Raw genomic sequence first — 17,214 nt, 5'->3', positions numbered from 1 at the left:
CTGAAGCACGGCGATGAGGCCACGGTAATCAGCCCCGCCACGCGATGCGGGTGGCTCAGCGCCAGCTGGCTGGCCACCAGCCCGCCCAGCGACCAGCCGAGCCACACCGCCCGCGCCGGCGCCTGTGCCAGCAGCGCGTCCGCCATCTGCGGCAGCGTTAACGGGCCAAAACCCTGGCTGCGGCCGTAGCCGGGCAGGTCCACCAGGTGCAGCGTAAACTGTGCGCTGAGCCGCACGCTGATGTCATGCCACACGCCGGCGTTCAGCCCCCAGCCGTGCAGCAGCACAAGATGGCGATCGCCATGGCCTATGGTCTTCCAGTAAAGCGGCATCATCGGTTAAGGTCCTGTCTTTGCTTTGGAGATCGCTATGCTACCAATGCCGGCAGGCTGCTGGCTATGCCAGATGCCCCTCGCCTTTGCCCGACACGGCATCTGCTCGGTCTGTCTGCGCCAGCTGCAGCGCCAGCCGCCCTGCTGCCCGCAGTGCGGGTTAGCCAGCCATCGCCCGCGACAGCCGTGCGGCCGCTGCCTGCAAAAACCGCCGCCGTGGCAGCAGCTGATCGCGGTCACGGCCTGGCAGCCGCCGCTCAGCCAGCTGGTCAACCGGCTAAAGTTCAGCGGCGGCACCGCACAGGCGGACATGCTGGCGCGGTTAATTTTGCTAAAGTGGCTGATGCGGCGGCGGGAAAACGGCCTGCCGCGCCCGGACCTGCTGCTCCGCGTGCCGCTCTATCATCACCGCGCCTGGCAGCGCGGCTATAATCAGTTAGATGACATTTCGGCCAGGCTGGCCCACTGGCTGCAGTGCCGCTTCGATCCGCGCGGGGTAACCCGCGTTCGTGGCGGCAACATTCAGCACCGTCTGGGGCGGCTGGCACGCAGGCGTAACCTGCGCGGCGCGTTCAGGGTTGAAAGTGCGGTACAGGGGCGTCATATCCTGTTAATCGATGACGTAATCACCACCGGCAGCACCGTGGCCGAAATCAGTCGTATTCTGCTGGCGCACGGCGCGGCCAGCATCCAGGCTGGCTGCCTGTGCCGCACCTTGTAGCAGGGTGGGGATGGGCGTATTATAACCAGTGAATTTATTTAACAATTGAGCAATCGCCATGATCGTAATTACCGATGCTGCACAAGAGCACTTCTCCAAATTGCTGTCAAAGCAGGAAGATGGCACCCAGATCCGCGTATTCGTGATTAACCCGGGTACGCCAACCGCCGAGTGCGGCGTCTCCTACTGCCCACCCGATGCGGTAGAAGCCACCGACACCGAGCTGAAGTTCGAGCGCCTGTCCGCCTTTATCGACGAGCTGAGCAAACCCTATCTGGAAGATGCGGAAATCGACTTCGTTACCGATAACCTCGGTTCACAGCTGACGCTGAAGGCGCCGAACGCCAAAATGCGCAAGGTGAATGAAGATGCGCCGCTGGTTGAGCGCGTTGAATACCTGCTGCAGTCGCAGATCAACCCGCAGCTGGCCAGCCACGGCGGTAAAGTCTCGCTGATGGAGATCACCGATGAAGGCCTGGCCATTCTGCAGTTTGGCGGCGGCTGCAACGGCTGTTCAATGGTCGACGTGACCCTGAAAGAAGGCATCGAAAAAGAGATGCTGCAGGCCTTCCCGGAGCTGAAGGGCGTGCGCGATCTGACCGAGCACCAGCGCGGCGAGCACTCGTTCTACTAATCCTGAAGGGCAGTTTTGCCCACCTGAACGCCACCGCCGAGAGGGCCAGCACTGTCTGGCCCTTTTTATTTGCCTGCGATCTGACCTGGAATTGTCACTGGATCTTTCAGCTTACACGTGTACACTGAAACTCCTTTCGTTACTTTACAGGTCCTTATGACAACGATTATTGGCAGAAGAGTAGTGATTACCGGAATGGGGCTGACCAGCCCGCTGGCTCACGGCGTTATCCCCAGCTGGCAGCGGTTGATCGCCGGCAAATCCGGCATCCGTCTGTTGCCGGAAGCGGTGCACGGCGATACCGCCATTCGCGTGGGCGGCCTGGTACCGTCGGTCACAGAAGACGTTCACGGGCTGGATCTCGATGCGTTAATTGCGCCGAAAGAGCAGCGTAAGTCCGACCGCTTTATTCATCTGGCGCTGGCCGCCGCCGCCGAGGCGGTGGAGCAGGCCGGGCTGCACAACCTGACCGAAGCCGCGCGCCAGCGTACCGCCACCATTATTGCCACCGGCATCGGCGGCTTTCACGCCATCACCCAGGCGGTGAAGACAGTAACGGAGAAAGGCAGCCGTAAGCTGTCGCCGTTTACCATTCCCTCGTTTATCGGCAACCTGGCGGCTTCGCAGGTGGCGATCAAATACGGCCTGAAGGGAATGCTCGGCACGCCGGTCTCCGCCTGTGCCGCCAGCATTCAGAGCATCGGCGACGCGATGCGTGTCATCCGTTACGGCGAAGCTGACGTGGCGCTGGCCGGCGGTACGGAATCCTGCGTCAACCCGGTATCGCTCGGCGGCTTCCAGGCGGCGCGGGCGCTCTCCACCGACTTTAACGACCGGCCGGAGCAGGCCTCACGACCGTTTGACGGCGGGCGCGACGGCTTTGTGATGAGCGAAGGCGCGGGCGTGCTGGTGCTGGAGTCGCTGGAACATGCGCAGCAGCGCGGCGCGACCATCCTCGCGGAAGTGGCCGGCTACGGCACCACCTCTGACGCTTACCACATCACCGCCGGACCTGAGGATGGTGAAGGCGCGGCGCGGTCGATGACCCTTGCGCTGCAGCAGGCGGGCCTCGCCGCCGCCGAACTGGACTACGTCAACGCGCACTCCACCTCCACCCCGGTGGGCGACGTGGCCGAACTGAACGCGCTGCGTCAGGTACTGGGTGACGGTGCACGCGCCGCGATCTCCTCCACCAAGTCGGCCACCGGCCATCTGCTCGGTGCCGCCGGGGCGCTGGGGGCGATCTTCTCGGTGATGGCGATACGCGAAGGCATTGCGCCACCGTCGCTGAATATTGACCGGCTGGACGAGCGGGCGCAGGGGCTGAATATTGTGCAGAACGAAGCACGACAGATGCCGATCCGCAGCGCGCTGGTCAACGGCTTTGGCTTTGGCGGGGTGAACGGTTCGCTGGTGCTGAAGGCGTTTAACGGCTAAGTGCCCGGCTGAAAGGGATAACGGGACAGCTCACGCCCTGGGGCTGCGGAAATCAGCCCGGTGAACGCCCGTTCTCCCACGCCGACTGGCGCAGGCACTCACCCGATACGCGGGCCGATCGCTCAGCCCGCTGGTCTGCCACCCGCCTCCCCTCAGTTCAAGGCGACAGGATCCTGTCGGTTGCCAGGTTCACGTCTCCCCGTGACGGGAATGTCGATGTCTGCACCGGGCGTTCAGGATTCAGATTGTCGCCGCTGCTTATCCACCTTTTTCAACAGCCGCCTGACTTCCGCATCGGCGAAAGTCTCCTCAAGCGTGTGGCTCATCTTACGACGCCAGTTAGGATATTCGTTGCTGGTGCCGGGCACGTTGACCGGTTCGGCCATCAGCAGCCAGTCCTCCGGCTGCAGGCCCAGCAGCAGGCTGCGGGTGTTGGCGACAAACGCGTGCAGCCCCTGACTGAGGGCGGCGCTGACCTCAAGCTTATCGGCCCGATTAACGAAGCGCTGCGGCACACAGCCGTACTGGTGCAGTGCATCAAGCAGCGCCTGCTTCTTCACCGCGCGATCGGCGTACAGCTCGCTGAGCACCGCTTTATCCGGGTAGATACCGAGCTTTTCGCCCAGCGCCAGGTCACCTGCGCTCCAGAAGCCCCTCAGGGTCGGCAGATCGTGGGTGGTCAGGGTGGCCATTGCCTGCTCTGCCCAGTCGCCCGGGGCACGATAATGCTGGCCGTCCTGCTGTTCAAACCACAGCACCTTCCACGAGTAAATGCCAAAGCGCTTCAGCTTGCCGACGATCTCCGGCGGCACGGTGCCAAGATCTTCGCCGATCACCATGCACTGATGGCGCTCGCTCTCCAGTGCGAGGATCGCCATCAGATCGTCCACCGGGTAGTGCACGTAAGCCCCGGATGCTGCCGTTTCCCCGTGGGGGATCCACCACAGCCGCAGCAGCGACATCACGTGATCGATGCGCAGCGCGCCGCAGCTGGCCATACTGGCGCGCAGCAGATCGATAAACGGCTGATACGCCCGCGCCGCCAGCACCTGCGGATCCATCGGCGGCAGGCCCCAGTTCTGCCCCTGCGGCCCGAGCGGATCGGGCGGTGCGCCGATCGACGCCTGCAGCCGGTAGAGTTCACGATCGCACCAGGTTTCCGATCCCCCTTCCGCCACGCCCACTGCCAGGTCGCGGTACAACCCGATCGGCAACTGCAGCTCCGTACAACGCTGCCAGCAGGCGTCTAACTGACGCTGCGCCAGCCACTGCAGCCACAGCCAGAAGCGCACTTCATCCTGCTGCCCGCGGCAAAACTGCTGCACCGCCTCGCTGTCTGCCTGCTGATACTCCGCAGGCCAGCCCTGCCAGCCCCAGCCAGCCGCGTTCTGCTTTGCCATCTCCGCCTGCAGCGCATCGTAGGCGGCCTGAGCCTGCAGGCTGTCGCCGCCGTCGGCAATAAACCGCTCAAAATCCGCACGCTGAGCATCTTCCGCGCCGCGCAGCCCAAACTGCGGCCAGGCGTGGCGCAACCCCTGAATTTTCAGCGCGGTGACGCGCGCATAATCCACCTGGTCGCTTTCACGGGCTTTGCTCAGCGCCTGCTGCGTGTTTTTCTGCTGCCACCAGCGCTGCGCGCGCGGACTGCTCTTAAAATCCTCTACTGCCGCCACATCAATATACAGCACGTTCAGCCAGCGGCGGGACGACGGGCTGTACGGGCTGGCGTTCTCCGGCTGGGCCGGATAGAGCGAGTGAATCGGGTTAAGGCCGACAAAGGCACCGCCGTGCTGCGCCATCCCGGCCAGCAGCAGCTGCAGATCGCTGAAATCGCCAATGCCCCAGTTCTGTTCGGAGCGCAGCGTATAGAGCTGCACGCAGGCTCCCCACAACTTCTGGCCCTGCTTAAGCGCCGCCGGTTCGTAACAGCGCTTCGGTGCAATAATCAGCCGGCACGAATGCTGTTTTTTGTCCTGGCTGAGCAGCAGCTGGTGATAGCCGGTGGGCAGGTTTTGCGGCAGGTCCAGCACCTCACCGCCGCTGACCTTGCCGCGAAAGGTTTTACCCTTTTCGGTCTGCAGCTGCCACAGCCAGTCACCCTTGCCGCCGATCTGCAGCTGCTGGCTGCGCCGCCTGAGTAACACCTTACAGGGCGGCAGCGGCGCACGGCTGCGCACCGGCACGGCCATCGCCGCCAGCAGCGTGTGAAGCGTTTCCACGCTGACCTCCTGCGGCTTACCGCGGGCGTTGGTAAACGTTGGCGCGATACCCGCCGCCAGCGCCGCTTTCTGCAATTTTTTCGCGTCCATTGCTGCTCCTTAGCGTTTTGCCTGCCAGATGCGCTGCTGGTAATCGCGCACCGATCGGTCAGAGCTGAATAGCCCGGTGCGCGCGGTATTAAGGATTGCCGCCCGCGTCCACGCCTCCGCATCGCGATACAGCGCCTCGACCTGCTGCTGCGCCGCGCAGTAGCTGGCAAAGTCCGCCAGCACCAGCCACGGATCGCCACCCTTGCCCAGGCTGTGCAGCATCAGATCAAAGGCGTGCTTATCACCGTTGCTGAAGAAGCCTTTCTCCAGCTCCTTCAGCAACCCGTCCAGATGCTTATCTTTTTTGCGCAGCTTCTGCGGGGTATAACCGCCGGCCTTCAGCGCCTTTACCTCCTCCACCCGGTTGCCAAAGATAAAGATATTGTCATCGCCCACCTGTTCGGCGATCTCAACGTTGGCCCCGTCCAGCGTGCCGATGGTCAGCGCACCGTTCAGCGCCAGCTTCATATTGCCGGTGCCGGAGGCCTCATAGCCGGCGGTGGAGATCTGCTCCGACAGGTCGGCGGCCGGAATAATCAGCTCGGCGGCGCTGATGCGGTAGTCGGGGATAAACACCACCTTCAGCTTGTCGCCCACCAGCGGATCGTTGTTAATCTTCTCCGCCACCTTGTTGATGGCAAAGATAATATTTTTCGCCAGGTAGTAACCCGGCGCGGCCTTGGCACCGAACACGCAGACGCGCGGCACCACGTCGAGATCCGGATTATCGCGCAGCCGCTTATACAGCGACAGGATATGCAGCAGGCCAAGGTGCTGACGCTTGTACTCGTGCAGCCGCTTGATCTGCACGTCAAACAGCGCCTGCGGGTTCACCACGATGCCGGTACGCTGCAGGATGTACTCCGCCAGCCGCCGCTTGTTGTCCTGCTTGATCTGCCGGTAGCGTTCACGGAACACCGGGTCATCCGCGTGCGCCTCCAGCCCCTTCAGCGCATCGAGATTATTGACCCACTCCACCTGCAGCGTCTCGTCGATCAGGCGCGACAGCGCCGGGTTGCACTGCTTCAGCCAGCGGCGCGGGGTAATGCCGTTGGTGACGTTATGGAACTTCTCCGGCCACAGCTGGTGATACTCCGGGAACAGATCGCTGACCACCAGCCGCGAGTGCAGCGCCGCCACGCCGTTGACCGCAAAACCGCTGACCACGCACAGGTTGGCCATCCGCACCTGCTTATCGTGCAGCACCGCCAGCTTCGCCCACACCTTTTCGTCGCCCGGCCACTGCTGCTGCACCTGTTTCTTAAAGCGGCGGTTAATCTCTTTAATCAGCTGGAAGTGGCGCGGCAGCAGGCTGCGCACCAGCCGCTCGTCCCAGCGTTCCAGCGCTTCCGGCATCAGCGTGTGGTTGGTGTAAGCGAAGGTGTTGCTGACGATCGCCCAGGCGTCATCCCATTCCAGCTGGTGCCGATCGATCAGCAGCCGCAGCAGCTCCGGAATGGCGATGGTCGGGTGGGTATCGTTAAGCTGGATCACCTCGTACTCTGCCAGCTGGTGAATGCTGCGCCCGGCCAGATGGTGGCGGCGCAGGATATCGGCCACCGAGCAGGCGCACTGGAAATACTGCTGCATCAGCCGCAGGCGCTTGCCCTCCTGGTGGTTATCGTTCGGGTAGAGCACCTTAGTCAGCTTTGCGGCATCAATCCCCTGCCGTTCGGCCTTGAGGAATTTACCGTCGTTAAAGCGAGTGAGGTCAAAGGGATGCGCGTGGCTGGCCTGCCACAGTCGCAGCGGCTGCACCACGCCGTTGCGGTAACCGGTAACCGGCAGGTCCCAGGCTTCGCCACGCAGGGTAAAGGCCGGCTGCCAGCGCCAGCCGCCGTCGGTTTTCACCACCTTACCGCCCAGCGCGACCTCTACGTCCAGCGCGGCGTTGTGGCGAAACCACGGGTAGCGATCGCGCTGCCAGTCATCCGGCGCTTCCACCTGCTGACCGTCGGCAAACGACTGGCGAAACAGGCCGTACTGGTAGTTGAGACCGTAGCCGGTGGCGGGCTGGCCGACGGTGGCCATCGAATCCAGGTAGCAGGCCGCCAGGCGGCCCAGACCACCGTTGCCCAGCGCCGGGTCAATCTCCTCTTCCAGCAGCTCGCTGAGATCCAGATGGTGCGCCGCCAGCGCCTCGCGTACACCGTCATACCAGCCGAGGTTCAGCAGGTTGTTGCCGGTCAGGCGGCCGACCAGAAATTCCATTGAGATATAGTTAACGTGCCGCTGCACCTTCGCCGGGCTGACCGCCGGCAGCGCGGCCAGCAGTTCGGCCAGCGCGCCGCTGACCGCCTGCCACCACTGATGGCGGGTCATCTCCCCGGCGGACGCGCACCCCAGATGCTGAAACTGGCGGGTAAGCGCCGCTTCAAAGCGGGTCTTGCTGAATTTCTGTTGCGACATCGTTTCCCTCTCAAAATGGTTGCAGGCCAAAGCGGACAAAACGGAACACTTACAGTTAAGACGGCAACAGCTGAAAAAGCTCACCGTGTGATGCCTTGAGCAGAAAAAAACCAAAACAGGTCGTTAACCAACATAGCATGCGTGGGGTGCAGGACGATGTCAGACGCTCAGGATTTTTATGCAGGGCGGGAACGGGTGAGGCAGGTCAGGCAGGTCAGGCAGGTCAGGCAGGTCAGGCAGGATGCGCCGCGGGACGGATAAAGCAATATTTGTCTGGCAGATTAAGTCTGCCAGGCAAACAGACGGTGGCGGCTCAGCAGAGTTCGAGATGCACCTCGTACTTCTCGATGGTTTTCATTACCCCTTCCGGCGGCGTCTGGTCGGTAAACAGATAGTCGATCAGGCTCATATTGCCGAGGTTCACCATCGCGTTACGGCCAAACTTGGAGTGGTCGGCTACCAGCATTACGCAGCGCGAGTTCTCGATGATCGCCTTTTTGGTGCGCACTTCGTGGTAGTCGAAGTCGAGCAGCGAACCGTCGTAGTCGATGCCGCTGATGCCAAGAATGCCGTAATCGAGGCGGAACTGGGAGATATAGTCGAGCGTGGCTTCGCCCATAATGCCGCCGTCGCGGGTGCGCACCTCGCCGCCCGCCAGGATCAGGCGGAAGTCCGGTTTCGCCATCAGCAGCACCGCCACGTTAAGGTTATTGGTGACGATGCGCAGGTTGCTGTGGTTCATCAGCGCGTGCGCCACCGCTTCCGGCGTGGTGCCGATGTCGATAAACAGCGAGGCGCCGTCCGGGATCTGGCTGGCCACCCGCTCGGCGATACGCGCTTTCTCCGCCGACCACATCATTTTACGATCCTGCCAGGCGGTATTCTCCGAGCTGGAGGGCAGCGCCGCGCCACCGTGGTGGCGCTGGATCTTGTTCTGCTCCGCCAGGTCGTTTAAGTCGCGGCGAATGGTCTGCGGGCTGACGGCAAAATGCTCTACCAGCTCCTCGGTACTGACATATCCCTGATGGCGGACCAGATCGATAATCGCATCATGGCGTTGCGTCTGCTTCACACTCACTCCTTGCGGCCCAGGCCGCCCTGTTATCTTTGTTTCTGCGCTGAACCGTGACGGGTATCCACAAAGGCCATCGCCACGCCGACCAGCAGCCCGGTGACGTGTGCCGCGTTGGCAATCGAAAGTCCAAACCAGCCGAACCAGCCCACCAGCAGCCACAGCACTGCAAACGCCATCATGCCACGCTGCAGGAACACGCCGCTCTGCGGATCGCGCTCGCCTCTGAGCCAGGTGTAGCCCATCAGCGCATAGACCACGCCGGAGAGGCCGCCAAACAGCACGCCGCTGAATTTCGCCTGCATCCAGCCGCTGAGCAGCGCCGAAATCAGCATAATGACGAACAGCTTGCCGCTGCCGAGGCGCTTCTCAACCATGCCGCCAAGATACCACCACCACAGCAGGTTGAACAAAATATGCAGCAGCGAGAAGTGCAGCAGCGCGTGGCTGAACCAGCGCCACAGCTCCAGCCGCTGGTCCGGCTGCGGCCACGACAGCAGATCCATCACCGTGCCATCGCCGAACAGCTGCATCAGGATAAACACCAGCACGCAGGCCGCGGCCACCCCCAGCGTCAGCGGCCCGGCGCGTTCGCGCATCCCGGCCAGTAACGGCGTGTGCTGATAGCGGATACCGCTGTCGGTGGTGCCGCTTTGCCAGCTGGCCGCCTGATAGCGCGGGTGGTTGGGATCGCGGATGAACTGGTTAAGTTCGTTTTCGACGACGCCAACCTGCGACTCATCGTCAAGCCACAGCTGATAGTCGCCGTCGTGCTCTATGCGCAGGGTGATGCCCCGCGTGGCCATGTAGTCAACGAAGGCCTGCGCCAGGCGCAGGTGGGTAAAATGGGTGATACGCATGATGGGCGGGCTCCCTGTCAGGTCAAACCAGAGCAGCCGGTGTGGCTGCACGCTGTCATAGCTGTGGCCCTAAGCCGATTCAACCTGTTGCGGGAACACCGCGCGCCAGGCATCAAAGCCGCCGTCAATGCTGTAAGCCTCGGCAAACCCCTGGTTCAGCAGGTACTGCGCCGCACCTTTGCTGCTGTTGCCGTGATAGCACATCACCAGCACCGGCTGGCTGAGATCGGCCTGGGCAATAAACTGCGGCAGCGAGTCGTTGGTGAGATGAAACGCCCCGCTGGCGTGGCCGGCGGCAAAGCTTTGCGGATCGCGGATATCGACCAGGTGTACGTTGCCAGCGGCCAGCTGCTGTTGCGCCTGCTGCACGTCGATGCACTCAAATTGTTCCATGGTGGGGTCTCATAAAAGCCAAAAAATAACGTCAAATAGCGCTTATTGTATCCTGGCTGCGGGGAACAATAACCCGATAAATGGAGTGGTTATCGGGTTTTTCTCTTAGCAAATATGTTACCTGCATCACGCATAAATGTTTTTATCTGGTTAACGCGGTGGCAATGTTGGTTTTCGCTGAGTATAATGCTCGAAAACGAACATTACTGAGCAATTCCGAACACCGGAGGAGACAACGTGGAAATCAAAGACCTGATCGTCATCGGCGGCGGTATTAATGGTGCAGGCATTGCAGCCGACGCGGCAGGACGTGGGCTGTCGGTGCTGATGCTGGAGGCCCAGGATCTGGCCTGCGCCACCTCGTCTGCCAGCTCCAAACTGATCCACGGTGGCCTGCGCTATCTGGAACACTACGAATTCCGCCTGGTCAGCGAAGCGCTGGCCGAGCGTGAAGTACTGCTGAAGATGGCGCCGCACATTGCTTTCCCGATGCGCTTCCGCCTGCCGCACCGCCCGCACCTGCGCCCGGCGTGGATGATCCGGGTTGGCCTGTTTATGTACGATCATCTGGGCAAACGCACCAGTCTGCCGGGCAGTAAGAGCCTGCGTTTTGGCGCAGAATCAGTGCTTAAACCTGAAATCATGCGCGGTTTCGAATATTCCGACTGCTGGGTGGACGATGCGCGCCTGGTGGTGCTGAACGCCCAGGAGATCGAAAAGCGCGGCGGCGAGGTGCGTACCCGCACCCGCGTGACCCGCGCCTGGCGTGAAAACGGCCTGTGGACGGTGGAAGCGGAAGAAGTTGATACCGGTAAGATCCACACCTGGCAGGCTCGCGGCCTGGTCAACGCCGCCGGCCCGTGGGTTAAGCAGCTGTTCGACGAGAACCTGAAGCTGAAGTCGCCGTACGGTATTCGCCTGATCAAGGGCAGCCATATCGTGGTGCCGCGCGCGCACAACGAGAAACAGGCCTATATCCTGCAGAACGAAGATAACCGCATCGTGTTTGTTATTCCGTGGATGGATGAGTTCTCGATCATCGGCACCACCGACGTCGAGTACAAGGGCGATCCGAAGAGCGTGAAGATCGACGACAACGAGATCGACTATCTGCTGAAGGTTTACAACAGCCACTTTAAGAAAACGCTGGCGAAGGACGATATCGTCTGGACCTACTCCGGCGTGCGTCCGCTGTGTGATGATGAGTCCGATTCACCGCAGGCGATCACCCGCGACTACACGCTGGACGTGCACGACGACGCCGGCCAGGCCCCGCTGCTGTCGGTATTTGGCGGCAAGCTGACCACCTACCGCAAGCTGGCCGAGCACGCGATGGAGAAGCTGAGCAAGTACTATCCAAACATCGGTGCGGCCTGGACCAAAACCTGCGTGCTGCCGGGCGGTAATATTGCCGGCACCCGCGAGGATTACGCCGCCAGCCTGCGTCGCCGTTATCCGTTCATTACCGAAGCGATGGCGCGTCACTATTCCCGCACCTACGGCAGCAACAGCGAGCTGCTGCTGAAGGATGCGAACAGCCTGGACGATCTCGGCGAGCTGTTTGGCCACCACTTCTACGAAGCGGAGCTGCGTTATCTGGTCGCTAACGAGTGGGTTCGCGCCACCGACGATGCGATCTGGCGCCGTACCAAAGAGGGTATGTGGCTGAACGACGAGCAGAAAGCCCGCGTCACCGAATGGCTGGCGCAGCACGTCACTCCGGCGCTGTCGCTGGCATCGTGATAATCGGTTGAGTTGTATGTAAGGGGCCTTAGTGGCCCCTTTTGCTTTTTTGGCACTGGCGTGATGTCGCTGTCAGATTGATGTTCCATCTCAGGCTTATCGCGTCGCTGCGTGGATGTAGCGGCCAGATTGGTGCCAGCGGTGCCCCTCTTAGGCTTATCGCGTTGCTGCGTGGATGTAGCGACCAGATCGGTGCCAGCGGTGCCCGGTATGGCGCAGATCGCCGGGTCGCCGTAAACCCTTCCCTGGGGGCTCGGATGCTGCATCCATGCAGCATACGCCCGGCTAACCTGTCCCCATACCGTGCCCCTCTCAGGCTAGCGCGTCGCTGCGTGTTTGTGGCTGCGAGATCGGTGCCCAACTCGGGCCGCCGTGTCGCTGAAAACTCTATGATGCGCCCCGCTATTTGGCCTGTTTGCACTGCCTCTTTCATTTGCCTGCGACCGTGCTTCCAGTGTTTGAACATAGGTGAAAAAGGCGATTGTCTTCTGTGTTAGCGAGGGGTAGCGTCAGGGGGTGCTTAAAACAGCACCAGGATTGGCGTCCTGAACAGTTAATAGCGACAGGCAAAATGCCGTCTTTTTTGTCGCAGGCTCATTACGTATGTATTATTGCACTGCGGTAATACAGACAATGGTGGGTTGAATGGAGGCTTCTTAGGAAGCGCCGGTAATGTTAACTGCTGGTACGCCAACTCTGTTCAACTCACCACCCGCGAACGTGGCGTTTCCGGTGGTGGAATAATTGCTAAGTTAACGAGGTTCCCATCATGGCAATGAAACCGCTATTCCGCTCCCACTATCAGTCCAGTTCTCTTTCCCTTCCTGCGCAGGGAGGTGCCCAATGAATTACGGCATATCAGACACAGCAAACCTTGATAACACCGAACTTTGCGACCAGTGCCGCGCATTGGCTTACGCTATGACTGAGCTCACCCAGCCCATCATGCGTGATGTACTGCTATGGGTGCTGGTTGAAAAGATTGAAATGCTCAGCCTACGATTCGAGGATGAAAGTAGCCTGCTGGATACCAAAAGCCTTTCAGCAACAATACACTAACAAGGTCAGGTAGCCATCGAAATTACATGACTGACAGCAACTTAGTTGCTTACAGGCAATCGGGGCTATCCGGATAAGCGGACCGTCGGCGCGCAGGGATGCGCGACGCCGAGCGCACACGGACGTGTTCACAGCGTGTCCGCGTTCCGGATAGCCCCGATAAGCCAGGCAACTGAACCTGCAGCGACCCGGCCCGACAGCAACGCAATAAGCAGGAACCAGCTGCCAGTATGCAAGCAACCAGCCCACAGCAACTCAGCAGCTTAAAGGCAACCGGGGCTATCCGGATAAGCCAGGCAACTGAACCTGCAGCGCCCCGGCGCCAGACTCAAAGCTTAACCGGCTTAATCCCCCAAATTTCGTCCGCATACTCCTGGATCGTACGGTCAGAGGAGAAGTACCCCATATTGGCGATGTTATGCACCGCCCGGCGCGTCCACTCCTCCTGATTGCGGTACAGTTTATCCACCTTATCCTGCTCGTCCACATAACTGCGGTAATCCGCCAGCAGCTGATAATGGTCGCCCAGATTGACCAGAGAATCGAAAATATTACGGTAACGCCCCGGCTCCTGCGGGCTGAACGCCCCGGTGGCGATCTGCGTCAGCGCCAGATGCAGCTCCGCATCCTGCTCGTAATACGGGTGCGAGTTATAGCCCTCAGCACGCAACGCCTCCACCTGCGGCGTGGTATTACCGAAGATAAAGATATTCTCCTCGCCCACGTGTTCCAGCATCTCCACGTTGGCCCCGTCCAGCGTACCAATGGTCAGCGCACCGTTCAGCGCAAACTTCATATTACTGGTGCCCGACGCCTCCGTCCCCGCCAGTGAGATCTGCTCGGACAAATCGGCGGCCGGAATAATGATCTGCGCCAGACTCACGCCGTAGTTGGGAATAAACACTACCTTGAGCTTATTCTTCACCTGCGGATCGCTGTTAATCACCGCCGCCACGTCGTTAATCAAATGGATGATGTGCTTAGCCATGTAATACGCCGAGGCGGCCTTACCAGCGAAAATATTGACGCGCGGCACCCAGTCAGCCTGCGGATCGGCCTTAATGCGGTTATAGCGGGTAATCACGTGCAGCACGTTTAACAGCTGGCGCTTGTACTCGTGAATACGTTTAATCTGCACGTCAAACATCGCGTGCGGATCGACCACGATATCCATCTTCTGCGCGATAAACTGCGCCAGCCGTTTCTTATTAACCAGCTTCGCCTCGCTCACCTGTTCAATAAAATTAGGGAAGTCGATATGCTGCTTCAGATCGTCCAGCTGACTCAGGTCGGTACGCCAGTTGCGACCAATCGCTTCATCCAGCACGCCGGATAGTGCCGGGTTAGCCAGCGCCAGCCAGCGACGTGGCGTTACGCCGTTGGTTTTATTACAGAAACGGTTAGGGAACAGCTTCGCGAAATCCGCAAACAGCGACTGCACCATCAGGTTGGAGTGCAGCTCAGACACGCCGTTCACCTTGTGGCTGACCACCACAGCCAGCCAGGCCATACGGATCCGGCGACCGTTGTTCTCGTCGATGATTGAAATGCGCGACAGCAGCTCCCAGTCATTAGGGTACTGATCCTGAATGGTCTTCAGGAAATGGTCGTTAATATCGAAAATGATCTGCAGATGGCGCGGCAGGATCTTGCCGATCATATCCACCGGCCAGGTCTCCAGCGCTTCCTGCATCAGCGTATGGTTGGTGTACGAGAACACCTGGCACGCCACGTCGAAAGCATCTTCCCAGTCGAACTTCGCGTCATCGATCAGCACGCGCATCAGCTCAGGGATCGCCAGCACCGGGTGAGTATCGTTCAGGTGAATGGCAATCCTGTCTGCCAGGTTGTCAAAGGTCTCATGCATCACCCAGTGGCGGTGCAGAATGTCCTGCACGGTGGCCGACACGAGGAAATACTCCTGACGCAGGCGCAGCTCGCGGCCGGAGTAGGTGGAATCATCCGGGTAGAGCACGCGCGAGACGTTTTCCGAATGGTTCTTGTCTTCTACCGCCGCGAAATAATCCCCCTGGTTGAATTTACCCAGGTTGATCTCGTTACTGGCCTGCGCGCCCCACAGCCGCAGCGTGTTGGTCGCATCGGTGTCAAAGCCAGGAATGATCTGATCGTAAGCCATCGCCAGGATCTCTTCGGTCTCAACCCAGCGTGCGCGGCTGCCTTCATGCTGGATCCGCCCGCCAAAACGCACTTTATAGCGGGTGCTGAAACGCTGAAACTCCCACGGATTACCGTACTCCAGCCAGTAATCGGGTGACTCCGCCTGCCGCCCTTCGACAATGTTCTGCTTAAACATCCCGTAGTCGTAGCGGATGCCGTAGCCGCGGCCAGGCAGCCCTAAGGTTGCCAGCGAGTCGAGGAAACAGGCCGCCAGACGGCCTAAACCGCCGTTGCCCAGCCCCGGATCGCTCTCCTCCTCGATCAGCTCTTCCAGATCGAAGCCCATATCCTCCAGCGCCGTACGCGCATCGTCATAAATGCCCATCGCCAGCAGCGCGTTCGACAGGGTACGCCCGACCAGAAACTCCATCGACAGGTAGTAGACCTGGCGCACGTCCTGCGACAGCTGGGCACGGTTGGAGCGCAGCCAGCGTTCCACCATGCGGTCACGTACCGCCAGCAGCGTCGCGTTGAGCCAGTCGTGTTTATTGGCGATCGACGGGTCTTTGCCGATGGTAAACATCAGCTTGTAGGCGATGGAGTGCTTCAGCGCATCAACGCTGACCGTCGGGGAAGCGTAGGAGAAAGGTGCATTCATATCAGTTTCCTAGTGTCTGGTTACAGCAAACGTTGATAGAGATCGCGGTAGGCAACAGCCGCTACCTGCCAGCTAAAATCCATCCCCATTGCCTGGCGCTGCACGTAGCGCCAAAGCGAAGGACGAGACCAGAGGACAAAAGCACGTCGAATTGCACGCAGTAATGACCAGGCATTACTGTCTTCAAAAACAAAGCCGCTGGCGATGCCGTCTGCCAGATTCTCCAGAGAACTGTCGTTCACCGTATCCGCCAGCCCGCCGGTGCGCCGCACCAGCGGCAGCGTGCCGTATTTCAGGCCGTAAAGCTGGGTCAGCCCGCAGGGCTCAAAGCGGCTAGGCACCATAATCACGTCGGCCCCGCCCATAATGCGGTGCGAGAAGGCTTCGTGATAGCCGATCTGCACGCCCACCTGGCCCGGATATTCGGCCGCGGCGGCAAGGAAGCCCTGCTGCAATACCGCATCGCCGGCCCCCAGCAGCACCAGCTGGCCGCCCTGCTCCAGCAACCCCGGCAACGCCTCAAGCACCAGATCCAGGCCCTTCTGGGTGGTTAAGCGACTGACTACGGCAAAGATCGGCGCTTTCTCATCGACGGTCAACCCCATGGTAATCTGCAGCTGGCGTTTGTTTTCCGTTTTGGCGTCCAGAACATCACGGTTGTAGCGCGCCGTCAGCAGCAAATCATGCTCAGGATCCCAGATCGCCGGATCAACGCCGTTGAGAATGCCGCTCAGCCGCCCTTCCAGCATGCGCTGTTTCAGCAGCGTTTCCATGCCATAACCGAACTCCGGCAGGGTGATTTCCCGCGCGTAAGTCGGGCTGACCGCCGTAATATGATCGGCATAAAACAGCCCGGCCTTGAGGTAAGATATCTGACCGAAGAACTCCAGCCCGTGCATATTGAAAAACGACTGCGGCAGCTGGATCTGTTCCAGATGATGCGCGTGGAACAGCCCCTGATAGGCCAGGTTATGCACCGTAAACACCGACTTCGCCGGACGGCCGCGCGCCGCCAGGTAAGCACAGGTCAGGCCGGCGTGCCAGTCGTGCGCATGCACCACGTCAGGACGCCACCAGGTATCCAGCCCGCAGGCCATCTCACAGCCCATCCAGCCGAGCAGCGCAAAGCGTAAATAGTTATCGGTGTAAGCAAACTGCGACTCATCGTGATACGGACTGCCGGGGCGATCGTACAGGCCCGGCGCATCAATCAGATAGATGCCCACGCCGTCAAAGTGACCGAACAGCAGCTCAACCGGGCCGGCGAAGGTTTGCAGTTTTGCCACCACTTCCGCACCCGGAATGCCTTTTTTCAAATCAGGAAACGCCGGCAACAGCACCCGGGTGTCCACACCTTCTGCAATTTGCGCCGCCGGTAATGCCCCAACAACATCAGCAAGCCCACCGGTTTTCAGCAGCGGGAAAATTTCTGAACAGACATGTAACACCTGCATTCGCGGCTCCTTTAA

The 17,214-nt window shown here is 60.4% G+C and carries 13 protein-coding genes; 5 read left to right on the top strand and 8 right to left on the bottom strand.

The genetic code is table 11. The annotated features are described in order from the left end of the window. Positions 1-335 (bottom strand): alpha/beta fold hydrolase (locus NV64_RS24005; protein WP_233208963.1); only part of this gene is annotated, 335 nt, incomplete at its 3' end. Positions 336-369: 34 nt separating this feature from the next. Between NV64_RS24005 and gntX the strand changes: the two genes are divergently transcribed. The 3 genes from gntX to fabF all read left to right on the top strand — a co-directional run bounded on the left by gntX (position 370) and on the right by fabF (position 3,124). Beyond that, positions 370-1,053: a DNA utilization protein GntX gene (gene gntX / locus NV64_RS10835; RefSeq protein WP_101505903.1), complete on the top strand. Its 684-nt coding sequence runs from the start codon at positions 370-372 to the stop codon at positions 1,051-1,053. A gap of 58 nt (positions 1,054-1,111) precedes the next feature. Beyond that, on the top strand, positions 1,112-1,687 hold the full coding sequence (gene nfuA / locus NV64_RS10830) for a Fe-S biogenesis protein NfuA (RefSeq protein WP_056232567.1): 576 nt from the start codon (positions 1,112-1,114) through the stop codon (positions 1,685-1,687). A gap of 156 nt (positions 1,688-1,843) precedes the next feature. Beyond that, entirely contained in the window at positions 1,844-3,124 is a 1,281-nt protein-coding gene (gene fabF, locus NV64_RS10825; RefSeq protein WP_199177649.1) for a beta-ketoacyl-ACP synthase II, read from the top strand. Positions 3,125-3,357: 233 nt separating this feature from the next. On the opposite strand, the gene malQ is transcribed toward fabF, so the two are convergent. From malQ to glpE, 5 genes are all read right to left on the bottom strand, one after another. Then, the gene (gene malQ / locus NV64_RS10820) at positions 3,358-5,433 is read right to left on the bottom strand and encodes a 4-alpha-glucanotransferase (protein ID WP_101505902.1); all 2,076 of its coding nucleotides are present in this window, start codon (positions 5,431-5,433) and stop codon (positions 3,358-3,360) included. Between the two features lie 9 nt (positions 5,434-5,442). Beyond that, the gene (gene malP / locus NV64_RS10815; RefSeq protein ID WP_101505901.1) at positions 5,443-7,842 is read right to left on the bottom strand and encodes a maltodextrin phosphorylase; all 2,400 of its coding nucleotides are present in this window, start codon (positions 7,840-7,842) and stop codon (positions 5,443-5,445) included. A gap of 313 nt (positions 7,843-8,155) precedes the next feature. Further along, a complete protein-coding gene (locus NV64_RS10810) occupies positions 8,156-8,914 on the bottom strand; it encodes a DeoR/GlpR family transcriptional regulator (RefSeq protein WP_056232572.1) in 759 nt (252 codons plus the stop codon). Positions 8,915-8,943: 29 nt separating this feature from the next. After that, entirely contained in the window at positions 8,944-9,774 is an 831-nt protein-coding gene (gene glpG, locus NV64_RS10805) for a rhomboid family intramembrane serine protease GlpG (protein WP_101505900.1), read from the bottom strand. A 69-nt stretch (positions 9,775-9,843) separates the two neighbouring features. Beyond that, positions 9,844-10,167, bottom strand: a complete 324-nt coding sequence (glpE, locus tag NV64_RS10800) for a thiosulfate sulfurtransferase GlpE (protein WP_056232576.1) — start codon at positions 10,165-10,167, stop codon at positions 9,844-9,846. A gap of 237 nt (positions 10,168-10,404) precedes the next feature. On the opposite strand from glpE, the gene glpD reads away from it, so the two are divergent. Both glpD and NV64_RS10790 read left to right on the top strand, forming a co-directional pair. Continuing rightward, entirely contained in the window at positions 10,405-11,910 is a 1,506-nt protein-coding gene (glpD, locus tag NV64_RS10795) for a glycerol-3-phosphate dehydrogenase (protein WP_101505899.1), read from the top strand. Between the two features lie 843 nt (positions 11,911-12,753). Continuing rightward, complete coding sequence (locus tag NV64_RS10790; RefSeq protein ID WP_101505898.1) at positions 12,754-12,969, top strand: hypothetical protein; 216 nt, start codon at positions 12,754-12,756, stop codon at positions 12,967-12,969. Positions 12,970-13,297: 328 nt separating this feature from the next. On the opposite strand, the gene glgP is transcribed toward NV64_RS10790, so the two are convergent. Together glgP and glgA are read right to left on the bottom strand one after the other, a co-directional pair. Then, positions 13,298-15,745 carry a glycogen phosphorylase gene (gene glgP / locus NV64_RS10785; RefSeq protein ID WP_101505897.1) on the bottom strand — a complete coding sequence of 816 codons (2,448 nt, stop codon included), beginning with the start codon at positions 15,743-15,745 and terminating at the stop codon, positions 13,298-13,300. Between the two features lie 20 nt (positions 15,746-15,765). After that, the gene (glgA, locus tag NV64_RS10780; protein WP_056232584.1) at positions 15,766-17,199 is read right to left on the bottom strand and encodes a glycogen synthase GlgA; all 1,434 of its coding nucleotides are present in this window, start codon (positions 17,197-17,199) and stop codon (positions 15,766-15,768) included. Between the last annotated feature and the right edge of the window lie 15 nt (positions 17,200-17,214).

The sequence above is a fragment of the Erwinia sp. B116 genome, assembly GCF_002865965.1.
Taxonomy (GTDB): Bacteria; Pseudomonadota; Gammaproteobacteria; order Enterobacterales; family Enterobacteriaceae; genus Erwinia.
Note: the sequence above shows the minus strand (reverse complement) of the source record. Positions and strands in the feature narration are given on the sequence as shown.